This window comes from Vibrio vulnificus NBRC 15645 = ATCC 27562, from assembly GCF_002224265.1.
GTDB lineage: Bacteria > Pseudomonadota > Gammaproteobacteria > Enterobacterales > Vibrionaceae > Vibrio > Vibrio vulnificus.
The window spans coordinates 2,648,156-2,667,281 of the sequence record NZ_CP012881.1; the positions used below are offsets into that span (position 1 = coordinate 2,648,156).

Genomic DNA, 19,126 nt, shown 5'->3' on the forward strand with positions numbered 1-19,126 from the left:
TTGTTTCGTCGTGAGATAGAAGAGCGCGCTCACTGGCGCGCCTTGGCAAAACGGTATGGCTTTGGTTTTCATACCATGTATGGGCAACCTTATTGGGATGAATCGGCTTACTACCAGTTTAATCTTCAGCAAATCGAACAAGATCTCGAAGCCCCGACCGAAGAGATCCATCAAATGTGTCTCTCTATCGTAGATAAAGTGGTTCACAATGAGCAACTCTTAGCCCGTTTTGGCATCCCGCAGCCAATGTGGGAGCAAGTGCGTCTTTCGTGGATGATGAATGAGCCTTCACTCTATTCTCGATTGGACTTTGCCTACGCGGGGAATGGGCCAGCTAAGCTCTACGAAAACAACGCCGACACCCCGACATCGCTATTTGAAACCGCGTTTTGGCAATGGCTGTGGCTAGAGGATGTGGTGAATCAAGGCTGTGTGAGTCGCCGTGCGGATCAATTCAATATACTTCAAGATTTTTTGATTGAACGTTTTCGACAAATTGCCAGCTTTCAACCGGGGCAAACTCTGCATTTCAGTTGCTGTAAAGAGACAGAAGAAGATCGGGCCACGGTGCAATACCTTGAAGATTGTGCCAAGGAAGCCGGTCTGCAAACGGCGTTTGTCTTTATTGAAGACATTGGTATCGACAGCCGATCTTATTTTGTCGACGCTAAAAACCGCGTTATTCGCTGGATGTTTAAACTGTACCCTTGGGAAGAGATGTTTTCTGATGAATACAGCCGTTTTCTTTCTGAGGCAAAAGTGAACTGGCTGGAGCCAATGTGGAAGTCCGTATTGTCAAACAAAGCGTTACTGCCTTTGCTATGGCAAGAGTTCGAGGGGCATCCCAACTTGCTACCAGCCTATTTTAGCGATGATCCAAAAGCCAGCTTGCTAAAAGATTTCGTTATCAAGCCATTGTTTTCTCGCGAAGGCGCGAATATTGAAATTGTCCGCAATGGTAAAACCCATCACAAGACAGAAGGGCCGTATGATCAAGGACGTTTCATCGTTCAACAGTATTGCCCGTTGCCGAAATTTGGCAATAGCCACACATTGATCGGCAGTTGGTTGGTGAATGATAAAGCAGCTGGTATTTCCATTCGTGAGGATTCCAGCATCATTACTCAAGATCTTGCTCGTTACTTGCCACATGTGATCTTATAAGCACTGGAAAGGCGTGATTTTTCAGCCGAAAACAGAGACCCCAGCTTATTGGCTGGGGTCTTGGCTTTATCAGTTATTGATGGTGTTACTGTTCGTCCGCCAGCATCACGCCACGCTGAGTCAGTCCACACAGCATCATTGGCATGGCATTGAAGATCTCAGCAAATTGATCCAACCCATCAAAACCTTGCTCGCTTAATGTTGCGATGGTGGTCTCTGGATCGTACAGCATAGTCAGAGATAGCAGCACGCCACCGAGCAAGGCGTTTTCTTCGCTTTGTTCAGGCATCAGCGTTTCCCAATCATCACGGGCTAATTGCCAGCCTTGCAACAGGCCTTCGCAGAAATCGCGCGTCGCTTCGTTAACAATCTCTGCTTCATCGAGTGCGCACTCTTCTGGCCATTGCCAAGTGCCCTCAATCAACGCTGGGCGAGCTTGATTCCAAAGATTCACGATGGCATCGATATAGCTTTCGAGTTGTTCACCATCAAGGAAAGGGGCCGTTTCTTCACCACCCCAAAGGAACGGAAGCCACTCGTTTGGAGGAAGAATGTTTGGCGCAGCTGCCATCGAGGTCACGAAACCTTGAGTTTTTGCGTGATTGAGCAGTTTGCCTTCAAGTTCAGGGAGAGCGATTATGTTGTGTAAATTCAAAATAGAATACCGTCTGGTCTAATAAATGCGCGTGATGCGCCATCTTACCAAGCAAAACCTGACCAAGCAAAATGTAGAGACAAAAGGAAAGGCCAGGAAATCCTTCACGAGAGCGATCACGATGATGGCACTTTCTTGATCCAGTTAGCGCTAAAGAATAACAGTATGCATTTTGCTGAAAATTGGGTATACACTTAAGCGAGACAACAGGGAAAGTATTGATAAATTATGAGAATACGCTCGTCACTTCGGAAAAAAAGCATCTATGCACTGAGTCTCTATTTGTGCTTTTTCATCGCCACAATAGGCAGTGTTGCTTATTTGGTGGTGGAACCTCCGGTGCGCAGCAATATCGAGAGAAATCTCGATCTCAGGACAGAACTGCTTGCCTCTCAAATCAAATCTCCGTTTAATCGCGCCGTGGGCGTGCTTAACAGTCTGGTCGGCGTGGCGCAAAGTCAGCAAAAGGGCGCGAACCAACCACATATCCTCGGAAAAATTATTGCCAGTAGCGACCAAGTTGTCGCAAGTGGGGGCGTATGGCCGGAGCCGCTGCAAATAGACGGCTCCCTGCGCTATGTCAGTTTGTTTTTCAATAAAGGAGAGGATGGCCGCATCGAGCAGATCCATTCTTACAACAATCCTGAATCTAGCGGTTATCACACGGAAAGTTGGTATTTATCGGTCGTCAATTTGCCAGAAAATAGCGTCGCTTGGTCAAACGTATACACCGACCCTTACACGCAAGTTCAGATGATCACTGCCTCTCAGCCTTATTTTATCGATGGTGAGTTTGCAGGCGTGGCAACTGTGGATATCTCACTGGAAACGCTTTTCGATTTCGTTAAAGGTCATACTGATAAATATCAACTTGGCGTATCAATTTCTGACCCTGGCGGTAAGTTGTTGCTTGAGCATGCCTTTCATCTCACACGCGATCGCTATATCAGTGAAATTGAAGTGGCTGATATTGGTTGGCGTGTCCGTGTTATCAACTCGCAATTGACCGTGTCTGACGAAGTGTTTGGCCAAGTGATGAGTGTAGAGGCCGGTATTCTTCCTTTCCTTCTGATTTGCGTTTTGGTGGGCTATTACACGCTGAATCGTTACGTGATTAAGCCCATCATCTCGATTGCGAAGAAAGTGGATGTGTCTAAAACAGGCGGTATTATCGACATTCACTATGACAGCGAAGACGAAATCAAACACTTAATCGAAACCATCAACGAGAAAACCGTCTATTTAGAAGCAGAGAAAGTCAAAGCCCAAGCCTCAACAAACGCTAAAACGGCCTTTTTGGCTACGCTCTCCCATGAAATTCGGACCCCGATGAACGGTGTGCTTGGTACGGCACAGATCTTATTAAAAACGCCATTAAACGAAGAACAACGTAAGCATCTCAAAACCCTCTATGACTCCGGTGATCACATGATGACGTTGCTCAACGAAATTCTCGATTACTCGAAAATAGAACAGGGGCATATGGAGTTTGATAACAATCCTTTCCCATTTGACTCCATCATTGGCAGTGTTAATAGCGTTTACTACACCTTATGTGCCGAGAAAGGTTTGCAGTTTAAAGTGTACTCAACGGTGCCAACGGGCCGCTGGTACTGCGCAGACAAAGCACGCTTGCGTCAAGTGTTATTCAATCTGCTCAGTAACGCCGTGAAGTTTACCGCAAGAGGCTTGGTGGAAGTGTATTTTGAAGAGCACGAAAAGGAGCATGTGAACTATCTATCAATCAAAGTAAAAGACACCGGCATCGGGATCCCAGAGTCGGCGCAAAAACGCATCTTCCGACCTTTTGAACAGGCTGAATCGTCAACCACTCGCCGTTTTGGTGGTACAGGGCTTGGCCTCGCCATCGTCAAACAAATTGCTGAACAAATGGGCGGCAGTGTTGCTGTGTCTAGCCAAGTAGGATTAGGTACCTGTTTTACGGTTGAGCTGGCTTTGGAATGCACCTCACCAGGAGCAGAGAGCACAGAGCCAAGATACAAGCTCAACTATCAGGGGTTACGAGCGCTGATTGTTGAAGATAACCGAACCAACGCCATCATTATCGAAACCTTCTTAAGGAATAAAGGTTTCAGCTGTGAGCGTGTGGAGAATGGAGAGCAGGCGATAGAGCGCGTAGCACAGCACGCGTTTGATCTGATACTGATGGACAACCATATGCCCGTCATGGATGGTATTGAAGCGATTACCGCGATTCGTGCCATGGACTCACCTTGTCGACATACCTTGATTTTCGGCTGTACCGCTGACGTGTTTAAAGAAACCCGAGAGCGCATGTTAGGGGTAGGGGCGGATCATATTATCGCCAAGCCAATAGTAGAAGCAGAACTGGATGACGCTTTATTCCAACACGCGAAACTTTTGTACCAGTTTCGAGCAGAAGATGTGCAAGCACAAGTTGAAGAGCAATCAATAGAATCACTTCTCGTCGGTTTCTATATCGCGATAGAAAACGGGGAACTTACTCAAGCGTACAACGCGATCAGCCAAATTCGAGGCCAGCACAAAGACGCGATCGAGCCTGCATTGGCGCAATCACTCGCCAGAATTGAGCAGCAACTGAGCGAGAATAAACAACCAGATCAAGAAGAAATCAACCTGCTGACCGTTTTGCTGGCAGATTGAGTTACCCAATGTAGTTTAATTACGAAATAAAGCCGCTGAAAAAGCGGCTTTATTCATTTCTGGCGAATTAAACTACATCTTGCGTTTAAATTGGTTATTAATTTACATCTTTCAATTAAAAATGGTGCCAAAAACTGCAAATTATCTGCTCTAATAGCGCGATGAACTGCATGCTGGTTTGTTTGTTGGTTCATGATGTCGTTATTTTGCTAATTTTGCAGTTTTTAATTTTATAGAGGAAGAAAATGAAATCTCGTGCGCCATTTTGTATCCGTCATGCGGCAGCTGATACTTTTGCTATGGTGGTTTTTTGCTTTATCTCAGGGATGATTATCGAGATTCTGATTTCTGGAATGACTTTCCAGCAATCTCTGGCATCAAGAACGTTATCTATTCCGGTTAACATCGCGATCGCGTGGCCTTTTGGTGTGTTTCGTGATTGGGTTCTTCGCCAAGGTGCGCGTGTATCGACCAGTGGACTGATGAAAAACGTATCCGATTTAGTGGCGTATGTGCTTTTTCAATCGCCAGTCTACGCCGGTATTTTGCTTGCGGTAGGCGCATCGACAGAGCAGATCATCACCGCAGTGACCAGCAATGCGATTATCTCTTGCGGTATGGGCGTTCTGTACGGCTACTTCCTAGATATGTGTCGCCGTTGGTTTAAGGTCCCAGGCTACTATCAGCAAGCATAATTGATGGTAGATTGCTCGATTTAGCCAATTACTAGCCAACTAAACTCCTCATGGCGCTTTTTTTTAAAACTGGGCTTGACCAATCCCAAGATAATCATTAAATTAGCGCCTCGTTGGCACGAGTTGCCACACAAAATTTGATTCGGTGAGTTGTCCGAGTGGCTGAAGGAGCACGCCTGGAAAGTGTGTGTACGGCAACGTACCGAGAGTTCGAATCTCTCACTCACCGCCACATTCTTGAAAAAAGACGTCCTAGGACGTCTTTTTTTATGTCTGTAAATTTGTTAAATCAATGACTTTAACTCATTGAAAGTCCTATGAAGTTCGATACAAGTTATCAACGACGAACTAGGTTTAAGAAAATACTCACGTCACGTTTAGGTGCCTTAACCACTCATCAAATCCGTTTGGGAACATCGTTTTCTAACAGTTTAGAAAGGCTTTGATGTGATCGATAAATATCCCACACTCTATTGCAGGCCAATCTTGCTATCAGGCTATTCTGAGATCGCTGCCTTTATCATTTTTCGTCCTAGCCATGAGCACGGATAAATCTTCGCCAGATCAAGGTTATAGAAACTTGATCAACAGCAAATTTACTCCAACATGTGGACATAAATCACGAAAGTTCGATTAAAACACTGAGAATATTGAGTATTATGTAACTCTATGAACATCCATATGAGACATAACTGTTGAACTTAGCGAAAGCCCTGAGCATTCTTTCAAAATCTTCACCTTATGCGGTAAGCACTGAGAGAGAGCAAAATCAAGATCATCTGGCTGATTACAAACGCTATATCTACATCCAGACAGATATAGAAGCGGATTTCAAAAAGGCACTCCTATCTGCCAAGCCTAATCAAATCATCTTTTTATGTGGGAGTAGTGGCGATGGCAAGTCTGAGATCCTGACGCAGTATAGCCAGAAGCACAAAGCGACTCATGATTTTCATTTGGATGCGACACACAGTTTCAACCCAAGCCAGACGGCTATTCATGCTTTAGATGAGCGATTCACCGAGTTCAAGCAAAGTAATAAACCCCTCGTGGTCGGCATCAACGTGGGTATGCTTGGCAACTATGCGGAAGAAGGTGCAGACGATCATAGCGATGTTAAGAATGCAGCTCGGAGCTTTCTCGCTCGCAATCGCTCTGACATTCCAGAGCAGTATGTGTTTTTGGATTTTGAAGACTATCCAAAATTTACCTTTAATAGCGAGGGCAGTGCATCTGACTTTGCCGAGCAGTTTCTCAAAAGACTGACAGCTCAGACATTTGATAACCCATTTTATCTGCTTTACGACAGAGAGCTAAAGTCTCAAGGGCATACACGACTGACAGCAAACTTTGCGTTATTGAGCCGCCCGGCAGTGCAAAAGTCTCTGATCGGCTTGCTGTTAAAAGCTCGTCTTATCAAAGATCAGTTTCTCACGGCTCGAGCTTTGCTGGACTTCATTTTCCAACTGCTGGCAGCTGATGGTTATTTGTTTGATAACTTATTTACGAACAGTGATAACGAGCTTTTATCTCGCATTGAGAGTTTTGACCCTAGTAACTTGCACACTCGCACAGTCGACGAATTTGTTCTACAGCATAGCTTAGGCATCGAGCATGAAGGTTTTGCTGCGTTTAAAGCCAAGATCAACTCGATGGGTTTTTTTGAGGTCACGGAAGCGACATCATTCCTTCGCCTTTTTTACATACTCAATGGTGATGAGGAGCTCAGCAATGGCTTTGTGTCAAAGCTACAAAACGAGTTTACCAACAATCTGGTTGATGCCTATGCATCCGCTTGGCTTTTGCACCGTGACTTCGATGGCTCCGGAAAAATGCGCAAAGCACTCAGCAGCTTCTATAAAGAGACACTAATTGCTGCTCTCCGTTGCTACTGTAATCGCCATGCCCCAACACTAGATAAAGATGAGTATTTGGTTTCGGAGCTAAACGGCTACAAAACGGCAGTTTCTCTTGAAGTCAAACCTGATTTTACGGAGATACAAAATAATGCCTTACAGAAAATCGGTACATTCAACGCTTACTTAAAAGTCGATGAGCAATTACTTAAGCCAATGCCAATTAGTGTCAAGTTACTTGAACTGCTTGTGAAGATTGGTCAGGGATATCGCCCAAATAAGCATGACAAAAATGCCGTCCTCTTACTTGATGAAGCGTTGGAGCAGATGTTGGCGGTCGCCAATCGAAAAGATACCTTGTTTATTCTGAAAGCGAACAAGCGCTACAAAATTGTAAGAGAAGAAAGTGACTATTTCGAAGTGAGTGGTATGCACTAATGACGACAGATAACTTCGCATTACCCATAAAATCCGGCTTGCCGCAAACGGCAGCGGACAAGTTCCAAAACAAGAATATCCTTAACAGCTATATTTCCATTCGTACCAAGGGCAATGATTTTGACTGGTCATCGGTCGTAGGCTTAGTGCTGCGTGGTTTGCTGCGCAAAAAGATCGAGAAATACAGCTACCAAGATTTTATCGCCGATTGCAAAGCCAATTTACAGAACAAACTCGGTGAAGAAGGCTTTTGGGACGTGCTTGAGGATATGTATTTCACCAATCAGGATATCTTTTCGGTAAGCCCCGAGTTTCTGTTGTTTAAGAGCCAGAAAAGTGAGTGTAAAGCGGGTGATTTTCGCGTGGCGTCTCTATTCATCAACCTGTTAAATGGTCGACAAATCGAGCAGTTTGATGCCAACTTAAACTTCATCGAGCAAGAGTTTTTGCAAACACTGCGTTCAAAAACCAAGCCAGATAATGACAAATTATTACGTGCTGACGAGTTGCCTTATTTGCCCTACATCGCAGAAGCGTTTAAACGTGACCTAGAGTTTCTCACTCACTATCCGAAATATCTGTTAGATGAGTTCGAGAAATTCTTAGCGTTTTATGGATTTGCTTATACCGCGCAGCTGAGCCTATCGCTGGCGGATTGGAAAACCTGCGAAGCCCCAACCGCGAAACCGCTTTATTTCATCATGGATCATGAACGGGCCAGTGGTGAACGCATCCATATTAAAAAGCACGGCTATAAGCTCTTTAGTGAGTCTTCGTTCAAGCTGTTTCCGTTTCTCTCTATGTTGGAAAACCTTCAACCAAACGCAGAAGAATCAAAAAAACCGTTGTGGCATTTGGCAAGAGATATCGAAAGATCCTGTAGGGAAGATCTCGCTGAGAAAATGAAAAACTATTCGCTGATGTTCAGAGCCAATCGCAACTTAGATACCGCGATACCTGAGAATGCAACAACCGCCATCGACTGGCTAGAGTACGCTCTTAAGCTTGCTGAAGAGCAGTTTAGAGACCCTAAAACCGACCGCCCAAGCATTATCAAAAAGTACATGTCTGAGGTTGAGAAAAACATGGCCAAGGATTTTGTTCAAGTCCGTGGTCGCTCTGGTCGAGTGTTAGTACTCACTCAGGACCACATTATTTTGCTGACTAACTTGGTCGTGGGTAAAGAGGAAAAGCTTCGCTTCCATGAGCTGATACTTGGCTTTCAGGGAAGGGGGATTTTTGTTGATAAACAAACAGAGCAAGAGCTTATCAAGTTTTATGAGCGTATTGGTAACGTTGAACGCATGAGTGACAGTGGAGATGCAGTATATGTGCGCAAAACAATTTGAAACGTTTCTGGTTTCGCAGTTTTTACTGCACGCGAAAGGAAACATCCGCGCCGGTTATCGCTACCAATTTAATTCTCCCGATCATCGCAACAGTCAGCGCTTGTTTGATGCGCTTATCGTGCGCAAAGATGGCGATATACAAGCTCGCAACGGTGTGATGCTGAGTTATCTGAGCTTAGAAGATTGCAAAGTCGTGCCCGTGCTTCATAGCGAAGAAGAAGGCGATACCGGGTTTACTGAAAACTACATCTCACATCTTCGTGATGAAATCGCCAGCCAAGAAGGCCCGTTGAAGGGCTGTGCGCTGGTGGTGATTCATAACAGTCGCCTCGATACGCTTATCAACTCTGCGGAAGATCTCGGTCAGCCTGGTCAGGTATGGAGCCCAGAGAAAATTAAAGTCGCACTCAGCGGTTTGATTGAGCAAACTGACAAGTCTCGAGACGTTTCACTTTGTCTTTTGGATGATCAATTTGACGCGATATTGGAAGATGGCGCGACCATGTTTGGGTTTGAGTCATTATACAAGGCGGTTGAAGATGGCGAGTTGTGTTTCAGAGAGCTGGGTATGTTCGACGATCCTTTTGTCGCAGAGTTATCTGGTAACAAAAAGCAGATCAAACAGCGTTTGCAGGAAAACCGTTCCCTATATCAAGAGTTGTCGTTTGAAGTGGAAAACTTTGGCCAACAACTTGAAGAAAAACTCAAAGGTTTTAGCAGTAAATTTATAAAAGAGCATTTTTCCGATGACGGCTGGAAAGATGTCGAGTTTGAAACCTATAGAGAAGAAATCAAAAAGAACAAAACTCAGCATCTGAAGCATGAGAGCGAAAAGGAGCTCAACAACGCAGAGGTGATTGGCCGCTACCCGAAAGAAACCAAAGCAGGGCTTCGCGATCGTCACCTCATCATTGAGTTGGATGAAGACCAAAGCGAGTTTGAACTGCAACTGAGTTTCTCTGGCACTGATGATCTTAGCAAAGAGCAATTTAAGCTTACTCCAGCAAATGCCTTTGGCAAGCAGGATGTGCTCACGACGCGCCTGACGAGTAAAGGGGCGAATGCCACATTGGCTGCCAGATATGGCAACAAGCCATTATTTTTTAATCTTGCTCTGAAGCGTGAAAACAGCTCAGAAAATCACAATTTCCGCTGTTTAGTGGTCAGAAAAGGTGAGTTTTTTCTCGACGAGATTAAAAATATCTTTGTGATTGAACCTACGAAACAGCGCCTTACTTTGAAAACGGCAGATAATCGCCTAGTTATCAATCCCGTGCTCGCGACTGTTCGCAGCCTAGACGATGTCGGCGAAGAAGTCGATCGCGCAGAAACTGGCGTCGTTGATTTTGAATCTCTGGCCAATGAATCAGAAGATATTGGCTTTGTGGTGAAATCAGGTGATAACGCATTGGCCTTTCGCGTTGAAGGCGAGCAAGTAGAAAGCAGCCTATCTTTTCCATTGCTGCTCAACCAATCTCGCTTCCACAAACTATTTGATGATGACGTCTATGGCGTGCTCTACCCAAACAAAGATGTGGTCGCTATTGATAACAGTGAGTTCCGTGTCATGGAGCCGCGTATCAGTTTGTTGCGTTGGGAAGAGCGTTTTGTTCAGCAAAAGATGCTTTACTTAGCGGAAAGTAACAGCCTAGCGCTTGAGCAATTAAGGGCTATTGATGACACGCTTCATAATGCTTATCACGCGTTGTTTGATTACCTTGCCTCACGTCGAACCACGATTTCGCTCGTTTCTTGGGGGCCACAATTTACTTCATTGGTCATGGCCGCCGTTGAGGCGTTTCTAGCCTATTTTGAAGCAATTCCAACCGGTGGCATGCTGAGCAAAGAACAAAAGCTGGTGATGCAAATCGGTTTGGTACGTGAGAATGGCGACGAGTATTACTCGTCATTCCATCCACTCGTACTGGCTTACTACCTAAATCTTTGCAATGAAATGCAAAAAGACGATAGCTTTGCAGACTTACCAACAGTGACGTTTAATCGCTTAGGGCCGAGTGGTTTGCTTCCTTATGTTTACCATGCAAAGCACGATTTTGCTTACAACCAACAAGTGACAGAAAATTCATTTTGGATTAAAAGCGTTCCGCATCAGAAAAGTTGCCTGAAGTTCGTTCGTAAACTGGTGAAAGAGAAGATCAACGAGTTCCAAAAGGCATTCGTTCATTTGTTCACGGGTTCAGAGAAGAGCATCTTGATCAACGCGGTGAATCAAGATCGAGCGGAAGAGTTGTTTTTTGGGTTAGTGGATTATGTCAAAGATAACCTAGAGAGCTCAGCAGCAATTCACGTCAACCTTTATGATGATGAGCTAGCCTTCAATGCATTTGATCAATTTGCAGAATCATCCACTGGTGTAAAGCTCATTTCATGGCTTGAACTGGACCGTGGCAACGTTCGCGAACATGCTGATACCATTATCGACATTCTTCGAACTCGGCTCACCTACAGTAAATTCACCAATGCTCACAGCGAGCGTGAAGGGCAAGCTTACTCACATCTGTCATTCTTCAGAAACAATGACAATGTGAAGCTGAAGGCCTTAAGCGTTGATGACATGCCAAGTGGCATCGCCTGTGACGGGCTGCTGACTGGTGATGCCTCTAAGAGCGATCAAGGTTCTTACTTTACCGCCTTTGGTCTGCAAAACGTTCAATACCGTAACCAACCGCATCTGGAAATGGCGAAGTATGTTGGCTCGCTAATGGAGCCAGCATTCAAGCCAAGTACGCCATACACTGGTTCCAATGCACCCGCACTCGCGGTAAGTGAAGATTTTAAATCGTTACTGGAGCGTTCGTATGACAGCTCCATTTGGACCACCATCATAGACCCTAAAGTGACACTGGATTTCTTCCACGCCAATCAAGATGTCGTTCTTATCCATTACTCCGATCAGTACACCAGCTCAGCCAGTTACGATGCCATTACCGTGACGGCACAGCGTGACTTGTTTGAAAGGGTAGTGGCGCAAAGTGGTGGTGGGCAAATTAATGAGTTCAACGCCTTTAACGGTGATTGGCTGCTGAAAATGATGACCTGCAACGACACCATCCGCAAAGAGCGCACTGGCATCATCGGTGCTTACAAGTTTGCGACCTGTCTTGTACATCAATCGGATATCACCTGGGTGCCACTGTCTGTCGGTGAGATGATCCGTGTCTCTGGAAACATTGGCTTGAAAATGACGGACAGTGATTTCTCACGCAATGTTCAGGGTTATAAAAAAGGCGCAATTTCCGATGATGTCCTGCTGGTGGGTTTTAAAGAGGGCAATATGTATCTTCTGCCTGTCGAGGTCAAAACTGGCTCCACCCCAGATTACAAAAAAGCGGTGCAGCAAGCGAATGAGCTTCGCCGCTATCTGACAGAGCTTTTAAGCGATGAGACACTGGCGTCGAAGTTGTACCGAGGCCTGTTTATTCGCCAAGTGTTGATGCAAATCGACAAATACCGACTCTACAACGTATTCAGTAACGACTACTTTGAGGCCTTATTAGGGGAGAAAGAAGAGTGGCTGCGCGGCAACTACAGCATTGCAGAGCTCGAAAACTATCCTGCTGGCATAGTGATTAGCCACCTTGAAAGTGGAACCTGCTTCGAGCCTAGCTACAGTGTGCAAGAAGAAGTGTTAAAGGTTGATCTTCCAATGTCTTTATTGCCGTCACTGGTGCAAACCCCACTTCAGGTGCTGATGAATGAAAAAGACATCGCGAAGATCTGTCATGTGCCAGCGGAGTATATGTTGGTAGGGGAAACACAAGCCTCTGACCCAGAGCGCGTGTCCGCAGTAGACAAGCAAGATGAAGAACCAGCCAAACCTGAAGTTGATCCAGCTCCTGAGCCCGAGATTAAAGTTGATCCAATGCCTTTAGTATCAGCTAGTTCTGATAATCTTCATGTGTTGTTTGGACACAATGCGACCACAAATGCGCCGTTAAATTGGGAGCCGACCAACACCGCTAAGTTTATGAATACCAACACGGGTATTATTGGCACCATGGGTACGGGCAAAACCCAGTTCACCAAGTCTGTGATTACTCAGCTTTACCGCAATCAAGCAGAGAATGTAAACAGTGCACCAATTGGCATGCTGATCTTCGACTACAAGTCAGACTACGTCGACGACAAGTTTATCGATGCCACCCATGCTAAAAAGTACAAGTTATTCAGGTTGCCTTATAACCCGCTGAGCTTGTACGGTGATACGCCCATGCTACCGATTCACACTGCAGCAGGTTTTTCAGAAACAATGTCCCGTGCATACGGGTTAGGTAAAAAGCAGCAGCTTCGCTTGGAGAACTTGATTCTAGAATCTTACGCAGCGGCAGGTATTCACCCTGAAGACCCAACAACATGGAGCAGACCAGCACCAACGATTGATGACGTTTGGGCACTATTCTTAGAGCAAGAAAAAGTCGAGGAAGACTCTCTGTATGCCGCACTCTCGAAGCTAGCTCGCTTTAAGATTTTTGAATCCGAGCCAGAGAAAATGACCAGCCTTTATGAGCTGGTGGATGGCATTACCGTGGTTGAACTGGCGGGTTATCCCTCGGAAATTCAAAACTTGGTTGTGGCGCTGACGTTGGACCTTTTCTACTCGCAAATGCAGAAGAAAGGAAAGCCAGACGTTGTGGGCGACTTCCGTCAAATTACCAAGATGATTTTGGTAGACGAAGCCGACAACTTTATGTCTCAGAATTTTCCAAGCTTACGTAAGATCTTGAAGGAAGGCAGAGAGTACGGCGTTGGTGTCATCCTCTCTACGCAGGATATTACCCACTTTCAAACAGGTGAAAACGACTACTCAAGTTATGTGCTGACATGGGTTATCCACCGTGTTGCGAAGATTCGACCTCAAGAGTTAAAAGCTATTTTTTGTGTAAACGAAAAAGCTGAGCAAGAGAAGCTCATGGAAACCATCAATAAGTTAGAGAAGCACTACAGCCTATACATCGATGGGGCTAAGAAGATCGTTAAGATGCGCGATAGGGCGTTTTGGGAGTTGCCAGTTTATGAATAGCAAAAAAGTAAGCATTCGTAAAACACCTGAGGTGTTAGCGAAAATTGAGGAAGTAGAATTAGCAAAGCGAAATGCAGAAGTAGTTACCTTAAGAGAATGGTATGACTCAAACTCAAATCACTCACCAGAAATAATTGCTTACATGACGGAGTTTAAGCAATTAGGTCGTCTCGGAAAGGAAATACATATTCGCAATGCTACTCGTGTCACAGAGAGGTATGGTGATGAAATAGGGACGTTGGTTGAAGCTACATACCAGCGAGGGTACCTAGATATAATTGCCCCTTTATGTGCTTTAGCATGTTTGGCTAAGAAAAAAGGGCTAATTATTAGCTAGATATATATTTAAAGTTAAATTCAAAGGCCACGTGTGTAAAAAATCTTTGGGGCGAGTGTATGCTAAATAGAGCAGGGTTAAAGTTCAGTTATTCTTCCGAGAATAGCTCAATTGTAAAAGATTTCTATATTCCAGCATTGAAAGATGCTCAATGCTATTACCGTGCGGTTGGCTTTTTTTCTTCAGCATCTTTGAGTATAGCTGCACGAGGTCTTGCCCCTTTATTGCGCTCTGGCGGAGATATGCGTTTAATCATTGGTTACCCAGTTAGTGCTGAGGATTTTGAAGCAATTAAAAGAGGTGTAGGTCTTAATAGCCAGCATACGGAAATACAAAAAAAAATTTCTGAATTCTTCCTAAACCTAGAAGATGACCTTGAATGTAGGCGTTTGGATGCTTTGTCTTTTCTGGTATCCAGTGGACGTTTACAAATTCGCTTTGCTCTACGACCTCGAGGTATGTACCATGAAAAAATAGGTATAATCTCTGATTCCGATGGAGAAAAAGTTGCATTTATAGGTTCAGCAAATGAAACAGAGAATGCTTTATCTGACGATCTGAATTCAGAATCAATTAATGCATATTTTAGCTGGTATCAAGAAATATATAACCTCTATGGAATAGATATTGAAGAACGCTTTGAAAAATTATGGTACGATAACCAGCCTGTAACCAAAACAATACCAGCAAGTAAAGAGTTTATAGAACGACTAGCAGAATTTCATTCTGGGAAATGTGCTTCTGAAATAATTCAAGCTCTTGAAGGAATAGAAACGAAGATACTAGAAGATTCTCAAGAAAAAATCGGAGATCTACCGAAATTACCAGAATATATAGGGCGACATAAATATCAGTTAAGAACACATCAAGAGGTAGCCTTAAAAGCGTGGGCGGAAAACAATTATCATGGAATTATGAAATTAGCTACAGGAACAGGAAAAACAGTCACAGCTTTGCATGCAAGTACAGTATTGAGTAATCACCAAGCCTTTAATAGAGGGTTTTGTTTAATTGTCTCAGTTCCTTATCAAGGTTTAGCTGAGCAATGGTATGAGGAGATGAAAGCATTCAATATTCATGGATTGTTATGTTACAAATCTCAGAGCCTGTGGCTACAGGAGCTTAAGAATAGGGTATCAGAGTTTAATTTGTCTCTTGAACCTACTTTCCTAGCATTAGTCGTTGTAAATGATACATTGAGAGACAACCCTTCATTTCTAGCAGAAGTAAATAAAATCAACTCAGACCGAATTATGTTTGTTGGTGACGAATGCCATAACCATGCAAATCTGAATCTATTAAATAAGTTTCCTAGTGCTAGGCTGAGACTAGGTCTATCAGCGACTCCTTGGAGTGAAAGAGAAGCAGACAAGCAGGAGTTGTTAGAAAGTTTTTATGGTGAAATAGTAACAGAATACGGCATAGAAGAAGCGATAGAAGATGGTGTATTATGCCCATACGACTACCATCCAGTTATCTGCAAAATGAATGATGAAGAAGCTGATCAATATGAACATCTAACGTCAAGTATAGCCAAACTAGAGGCTACGAAAGAATCCGGCAAACTGATAAATGAGGATGCGTTGATGTATCTATATTTAAATCGGACACGCTTACTAGGAAACTTAACATCAAAATTGCAAGCCCTTGAAAGCTTAGTGTCTAGGCAGGGGATCATATCACATACGCTTTTTTACTGCGGTGAAGGTGGCTATGAAAATGATGTTGGCGATGATGAGTATGCTATTGATGAAGTGACCCAAATATTACACCAACGGGGCTGGAGAACTTCTAAGTTTACTAGTCAACAGTCTTTGTCATTGAGAAAAAAAATCATGAATAGTTTTAAAAACACAGAGATAGATGCTTTAGTATCGAAACGTGTTCTAGACGAAGGTATCGATGTTCCAGCTTGCACCCAAGCCTTTATTATGGCTAGCACCCGTAATGAACGTCAGTATATACAACGGCGCGGAAGAGTGCTTAGAAAATCTTTAGGCAAGGATAAGGCTGTAATATATGATTTTGTCGCATTTCCTCCGGAAAATCGGACTCATATAAACTGCTTCACATCTATGATGCAACAAGAGAAACAGCGAGTAGATGATTTTTCTTTATTAAGTTTAAACAAAGCAAATCTGGATCATTTATTATGAATTTTGAAGAAGTAAAAGACTTTTTGAATCAGGTAAAGGATTCTCCCGAACTATTAGATATCGACCTGAGTGTACATGAAAAAACGATCAATGAGGTCATTCGAGCAGAAAAAAAATATTTATTTGGTATAGAACATACCACCAAATCTGCACGTTTAGAAGAAATTGAGAAAATTCTGCTAAAGAGCATCGAGAGCTTAAATAATGAAGATCAAAAGAATTAAATTAACTAACTTTCGTCAGTTTTACGGCAATGATAACAAAATTGAATTTTCAACAGATAGAGAAAAAAACGTCACTCTAATCCATGCCGAAAATGGTGTAGGTAAAACCACTATACTTAACAGCATCTTATGGTGTTTTTACGACAAGTTTACTGCTGATTTTGAAAAACAAGAAGAGCTTGTAAATTTAGATGCTAAGAAAGAAGGAATTACTAAATGTGGTGTTGAGGTAGAGTTTTTTCATGAGGGTAATACCTACAGTGCAAGTAGAACATTTGATAGCACCTTAGGCACATCCAAATTAAGTCTATTCTCTGTAAGTGGAGGTAGTTATGAACCTATTCGGAGTGATAAACGGTTTCTAAATAGCGTGATTCCTGAAGATATGGCAGAGTATTTTCTATTTCACGGAGAAGGGATTTCACAACTACAGGCCAACAAGGGGAATTTTAGAAAAGCTATTAGGGATATTCTAGGCTTCACACTAGCTGAACAAGCAATTGAAGATTTTGGTCAAATTAGAGAGAAATGGAACTCAAAATTAACGAAGATAAATAATGCCAATACTAAATTTTTAAAGGTTCAAGAGGAATTAAAAGAAAACACTATTACGCTTACAACTAAGAAGTTACAACAGAAAAATATATTAGATATACTAAGTGAGCTTGAACTTGAAAGGCAGAGAATTGATGATGAGATAATAAGTTGCAAAGTTGCAGATGCTACAGAGCTTAAAAAGCGAATAAAATCAGCAGAAAATTCTTTAGATAGTCACAAAGCAAATCTAAAGCGTGAGCAGGTAAGAAGACAAAAACTAATTGGCGAGTATGGATGGCGCGTCTTTGGGTTAGATATTAGTGAAAAAAGTTTAAGTTTCATTGATACTACAACACTTACAGGAAAGGTACCAGCACCCTACGATGAAACTTTGGTAAAAGATATAATTTCATCTGCTAGGTGTATTTGTGGCCGAGACGTATGTCCGGAATCGCCAGAACATAATGCGATACTATCTTTATTAGATCACGCAAATACTGCAGAGATAAAACAAAATATAATGAAGGCTCGTTCTTTTGCTGAAACTATTGGGAATAAGTCAAGAGACTTTATTGACAACTTGTTAGAAGTAGGACGTTCAGTTAAGTCGTTTAATAATCTAATAGCATCTTCTAAAGAAAGTATAACTCAATTAAATGTGGAATTAGATAAAATCGATGATAGCAAGTTAAAGGTTCTTCGTTCTCAAGAAATGGATGTAAAAGAGAAAATAACACGATTTTCTGCATCTCAGAGGGTAATAAGCAAAGAAATTGCCGAGTTACAAAACTCTATTGCATCCCTCAAAAAAGAAGTTGAGAAACAATTACCTAGTGGTGCAGAGAGTTATAGCTTGCATAAGTGCATTAAATTTGTAGAACAACTTACAGATCTCAGCGAGAGAAAGTTAAGAGAAACAGAAAAGGATTCAAAATTTCTTATTGCAAAAGACGTAAATGATATTCTTAGTACTTTTAGTCGAAAGGACTATTCTGTTAGGGTTTCTGATACATTTAACTTTGAACTCGTAAGGGAAGACGGAAATATAGTGGCTAAAAGTAAAGGTGAGAAACTATTGCTAAATTTAGCTTTTGTATCAGCCTTGATAAATATGGCTGAGCAGAGAAGTAAAGCTGATGGTAAATTCTTACAACCAGGTACAGTTGCTCCTTTTATCATTGACGCTCCATTTGGCGAGCTCGATGAAACCTATCGAGAAGCCACAGCAAAATTTTTACCTGAAAACTCAGAACAACTTGTTCTGCTACTCTCTTCATCTCATTGGCGTGGGACTGTCGGTAAAACTATCGAAGACAAAGTTGGAAGTGAGTATATTCTGGTTTCTCATAAAAAATATCATAGAAATGGCAAGCCATTGGATGAAATATATATTAATAATAATAAGTATAATCAATCCGAATATAATTCTAGTTTCAACGGCTCAACTATAGTAAAGGTTAAGTAATGGCTACAATTTACATTGATAAAAAATATACTAATTTATGTAAGCAGTTTTGTGATGATAGGGATGCTAAGACACAGGAAAAAACTTTTCGCACATATATGGATTTAGCTGTTTTTGCAGCCTTGGTTGGTTTCCAAAGAGAACGTATTAAAGTGGAAAATAATGGGCCAGAAATTCCCGATTCAGTTTTTTTTAATAATAGGCAAGAAGGTCTAGTCTACTTATTTGCATTAATAGAAACTGAAGATCCCTATATACTGAAAGAAGACAGGCAGTGTTGGAAAATATTTGAAGACTATGTGAACGCTGGAATGTATGAGATTGCAGGATGGTTAGCAGATAATCCTACAGATGCTTTTGGTACGGACACTTTGCTTAATGCGATAGCGGAAAAAGCTACTGCTTTAATTGACCAAGATTCGGAAAATATTGACATTCCGCCGAATGTATTTTAAAAAATGGTTGGGTTTCGAAATCAAACTATTTTCCTTTTCAGTCTAATATACAGTCAATGAATTACAGATAAGAACTAAAGTGATCCTACATCATCTTCCAAATGAGAA

Annotated in this window: 12 protein-coding genes and 1 tRNA gene; 12 read left to right on the forward strand and 1 reads right to left on the reverse strand. The window is 42.7% G+C overall.

Features of this window, described 5'->3' with window-relative positions:
- Complete coding sequence (locus tag AOT11_RS12290) at positions 1–1,164, forward strand: glutathionylspermidine synthase family protein (protein ID WP_026050625.1); 1,164 nt, start codon at positions 1–3, stop codon at positions 1,162–1,164.
- Between the two features lie 85 nt (positions 1,165–1,249).
- Here the strand turns inward: AOT11_RS12290 and AOT11_RS12295 are convergent, their stop codons facing one another.
- On the reverse strand, positions 1,250–1,819 hold the full coding sequence (locus tag AOT11_RS12295; protein WP_017421963.1) for a UPF0149 family protein: 570 nt from the start codon (positions 1,817–1,819) through the stop codon (positions 1,250–1,252).
- Between the two features lie 228 nt (positions 1,820–2,047).
- On the opposite strand from AOT11_RS12295, the gene AOT11_RS12300 reads away from it, so the two are divergent.
- The 11 genes from AOT11_RS12300 to AOT11_RS12350 all read left to right on the forward strand — a co-directional run bounded on the left by AOT11_RS12300 (position 2,048) and on the right by AOT11_RS12350 (position 19,018).
- A complete protein-coding gene (locus tag AOT11_RS12300; protein ID WP_017421962.1) occupies positions 2,048–4,465 on the forward strand; it encodes a hybrid sensor histidine kinase/response regulator in 2,418 nt (805 codons plus the stop codon).
- Between the two features lie 245 nt (positions 4,466–4,710).
- The gene (locus AOT11_RS12305; protein WP_089529801.1) at positions 4,711–5,160 is read left to right on the forward strand and encodes an L-alanine exporter AlaE; all 450 of its coding nucleotides are present in this window, start codon (positions 4,711–4,713) and stop codon (positions 5,158–5,160) included.
- A gap of 144 nt (positions 5,161–5,304) precedes the next feature.
- Positions 5,305–5,392, forward strand: a tRNA-Ser gene (locus AOT11_RS12310).
- Between the two features lie 463 nt (positions 5,393–5,855).
- The gene (gene dptF / locus AOT11_RS12315; protein WP_017421961.1) at positions 5,856–7,454 is read left to right on the forward strand and encodes a DNA phosphorothioation-dependent restriction protein DptF; all 1,599 of its coding nucleotides are present in this window, start codon (positions 5,856–5,858) and stop codon (positions 7,452–7,454) included.
- Positions 7,454–8,803 (forward strand): DNA phosphorothioation-dependent restriction protein DptG, encoded by a 1,350-nt coding sequence (dptG, locus tag AOT11_RS12320; protein ID WP_017421960.1) that lies wholly within the window; start codon positions 7,454–7,456, stop codon positions 8,801–8,803. The genes dptF and dptG overlap by 1 nt, the downstream gene beginning before the upstream one ends.
- Positions 8,784–13,844 carry a DNA phosphorothioation-dependent restriction protein DptH gene (gene dptH / locus AOT11_RS12325; RefSeq protein WP_017421959.1) on the forward strand — a complete coding sequence of 1,687 codons (5,061 nt, stop codon included), beginning with the start codon at positions 8,784–8,786 and terminating at the stop codon, positions 13,842–13,844. Before dptG ends, dptH begins: the two co-directional genes overlap by 20 nt.
- Positions 13,837–14,181, forward strand: coding sequence for a hypothetical protein (locus AOT11_RS12330; protein WP_017421958.1), 345 nt, complete (start codon positions 13,837–13,839; stop codon positions 14,179–14,181). The genes dptH and AOT11_RS12330 overlap by 8 nt, the downstream gene beginning before the upstream one ends.
- 59 nt (positions 14,182–14,240) lie before the next feature.
- A complete protein-coding gene (locus AOT11_RS12335) occupies positions 14,241–16,337 on the forward strand; it encodes a DEAD/DEAH box helicase family protein (protein WP_017421957.1) in 2,097 nt (698 codons plus the stop codon).
- A complete protein-coding gene (locus AOT11_RS12340) occupies positions 16,334–16,561 on the forward strand; it encodes a hypothetical protein (RefSeq protein WP_017421956.1) in 228 nt (75 codons plus the stop codon). Before AOT11_RS12335 ends, AOT11_RS12340 begins: the two co-directional genes overlap by 4 nt.
- Entirely contained in the window at positions 16,542–18,563 is a 2,022-nt protein-coding gene (locus AOT11_RS12345; RefSeq protein ID WP_017421955.1) for an AAA family ATPase, read from the forward strand. Before AOT11_RS12340 ends, AOT11_RS12345 begins: the two co-directional genes overlap by 20 nt.
- Positions 18,563–19,018 carry a hypothetical protein gene (locus tag AOT11_RS12350; RefSeq protein WP_017421954.1) on the forward strand — a complete coding sequence of 152 codons (456 nt, stop codon included), beginning with the start codon at positions 18,563–18,565 and terminating at the stop codon, positions 19,016–19,018. The genes AOT11_RS12345 and AOT11_RS12350 overlap by 1 nt, the downstream gene beginning before the upstream one ends.
- The last annotated feature ends 108 nt before the right edge of the window (positions 19,019–19,126 follow it).

What these genes read in the sequence shown, in the direction of transcription:
- AOT11_RS12340 (WP_017421956.1), top strand. Translation starts at nt 16,334, where the DNA reads ATGAATTTTGAAGAAGTAAAAGACTTTTTGAATCAGGTAAAGGATTCT.
- AOT11_RS12305 (WP_089529801.1), top strand. Translation starts at nt 4,711, where the DNA reads ATGAAATCTCGTGCGCCATTTTGTATCCGTCATGCGGCAGCTGATACT.
- AOT11_RS12335 (WP_017421957.1), top strand. Translation starts at nt 14,241, where the DNA reads ATGCTAAATAGAGCAGGGTTAAAGTTCAGTTATTCTTCCGAGAATAGC.
- AOT11_RS12330 (WP_017421958.1), top strand. Translation starts at nt 13,837, where the DNA reads ATGAATAGCAAAAAAGTAAGCATTCGTAAAACACCTGAGGTGTTAGCG.
- AOT11_RS12300 (WP_017421962.1), top strand. Translation starts at nt 2,048, where the DNA reads ATGAGAATACGCTCGTCACTTCGGAAAAAAAGCATCTATGCACTGAGT.
- AOT11_RS12350 (WP_017421954.1), top strand. Translation starts at nt 18,563, where the DNA reads ATGGCTACAATTTACATTGATAAAAAATATACTAATTTATGTAAGCAG.
- AOT11_RS12345 (WP_017421955.1), top strand. Translation starts at nt 16,542, where the DNA reads ATGAAGATCAAAAGAATTAAATTAACTAACTTTCGTCAGTTTTACGGC.
- dptH (WP_017421959.1), top strand. Translation starts at nt 8,784, where the DNA reads ATGTGCGCAAAACAATTTGAAACGTTTCTGGTTTCGCAGTTTTTACTG.
- dptG (WP_017421960.1), top strand. Translation starts at nt 7,454, where the DNA reads ATGACGACAGATAACTTCGCATTACCCATAAAATCCGGCTTGCCGCAA.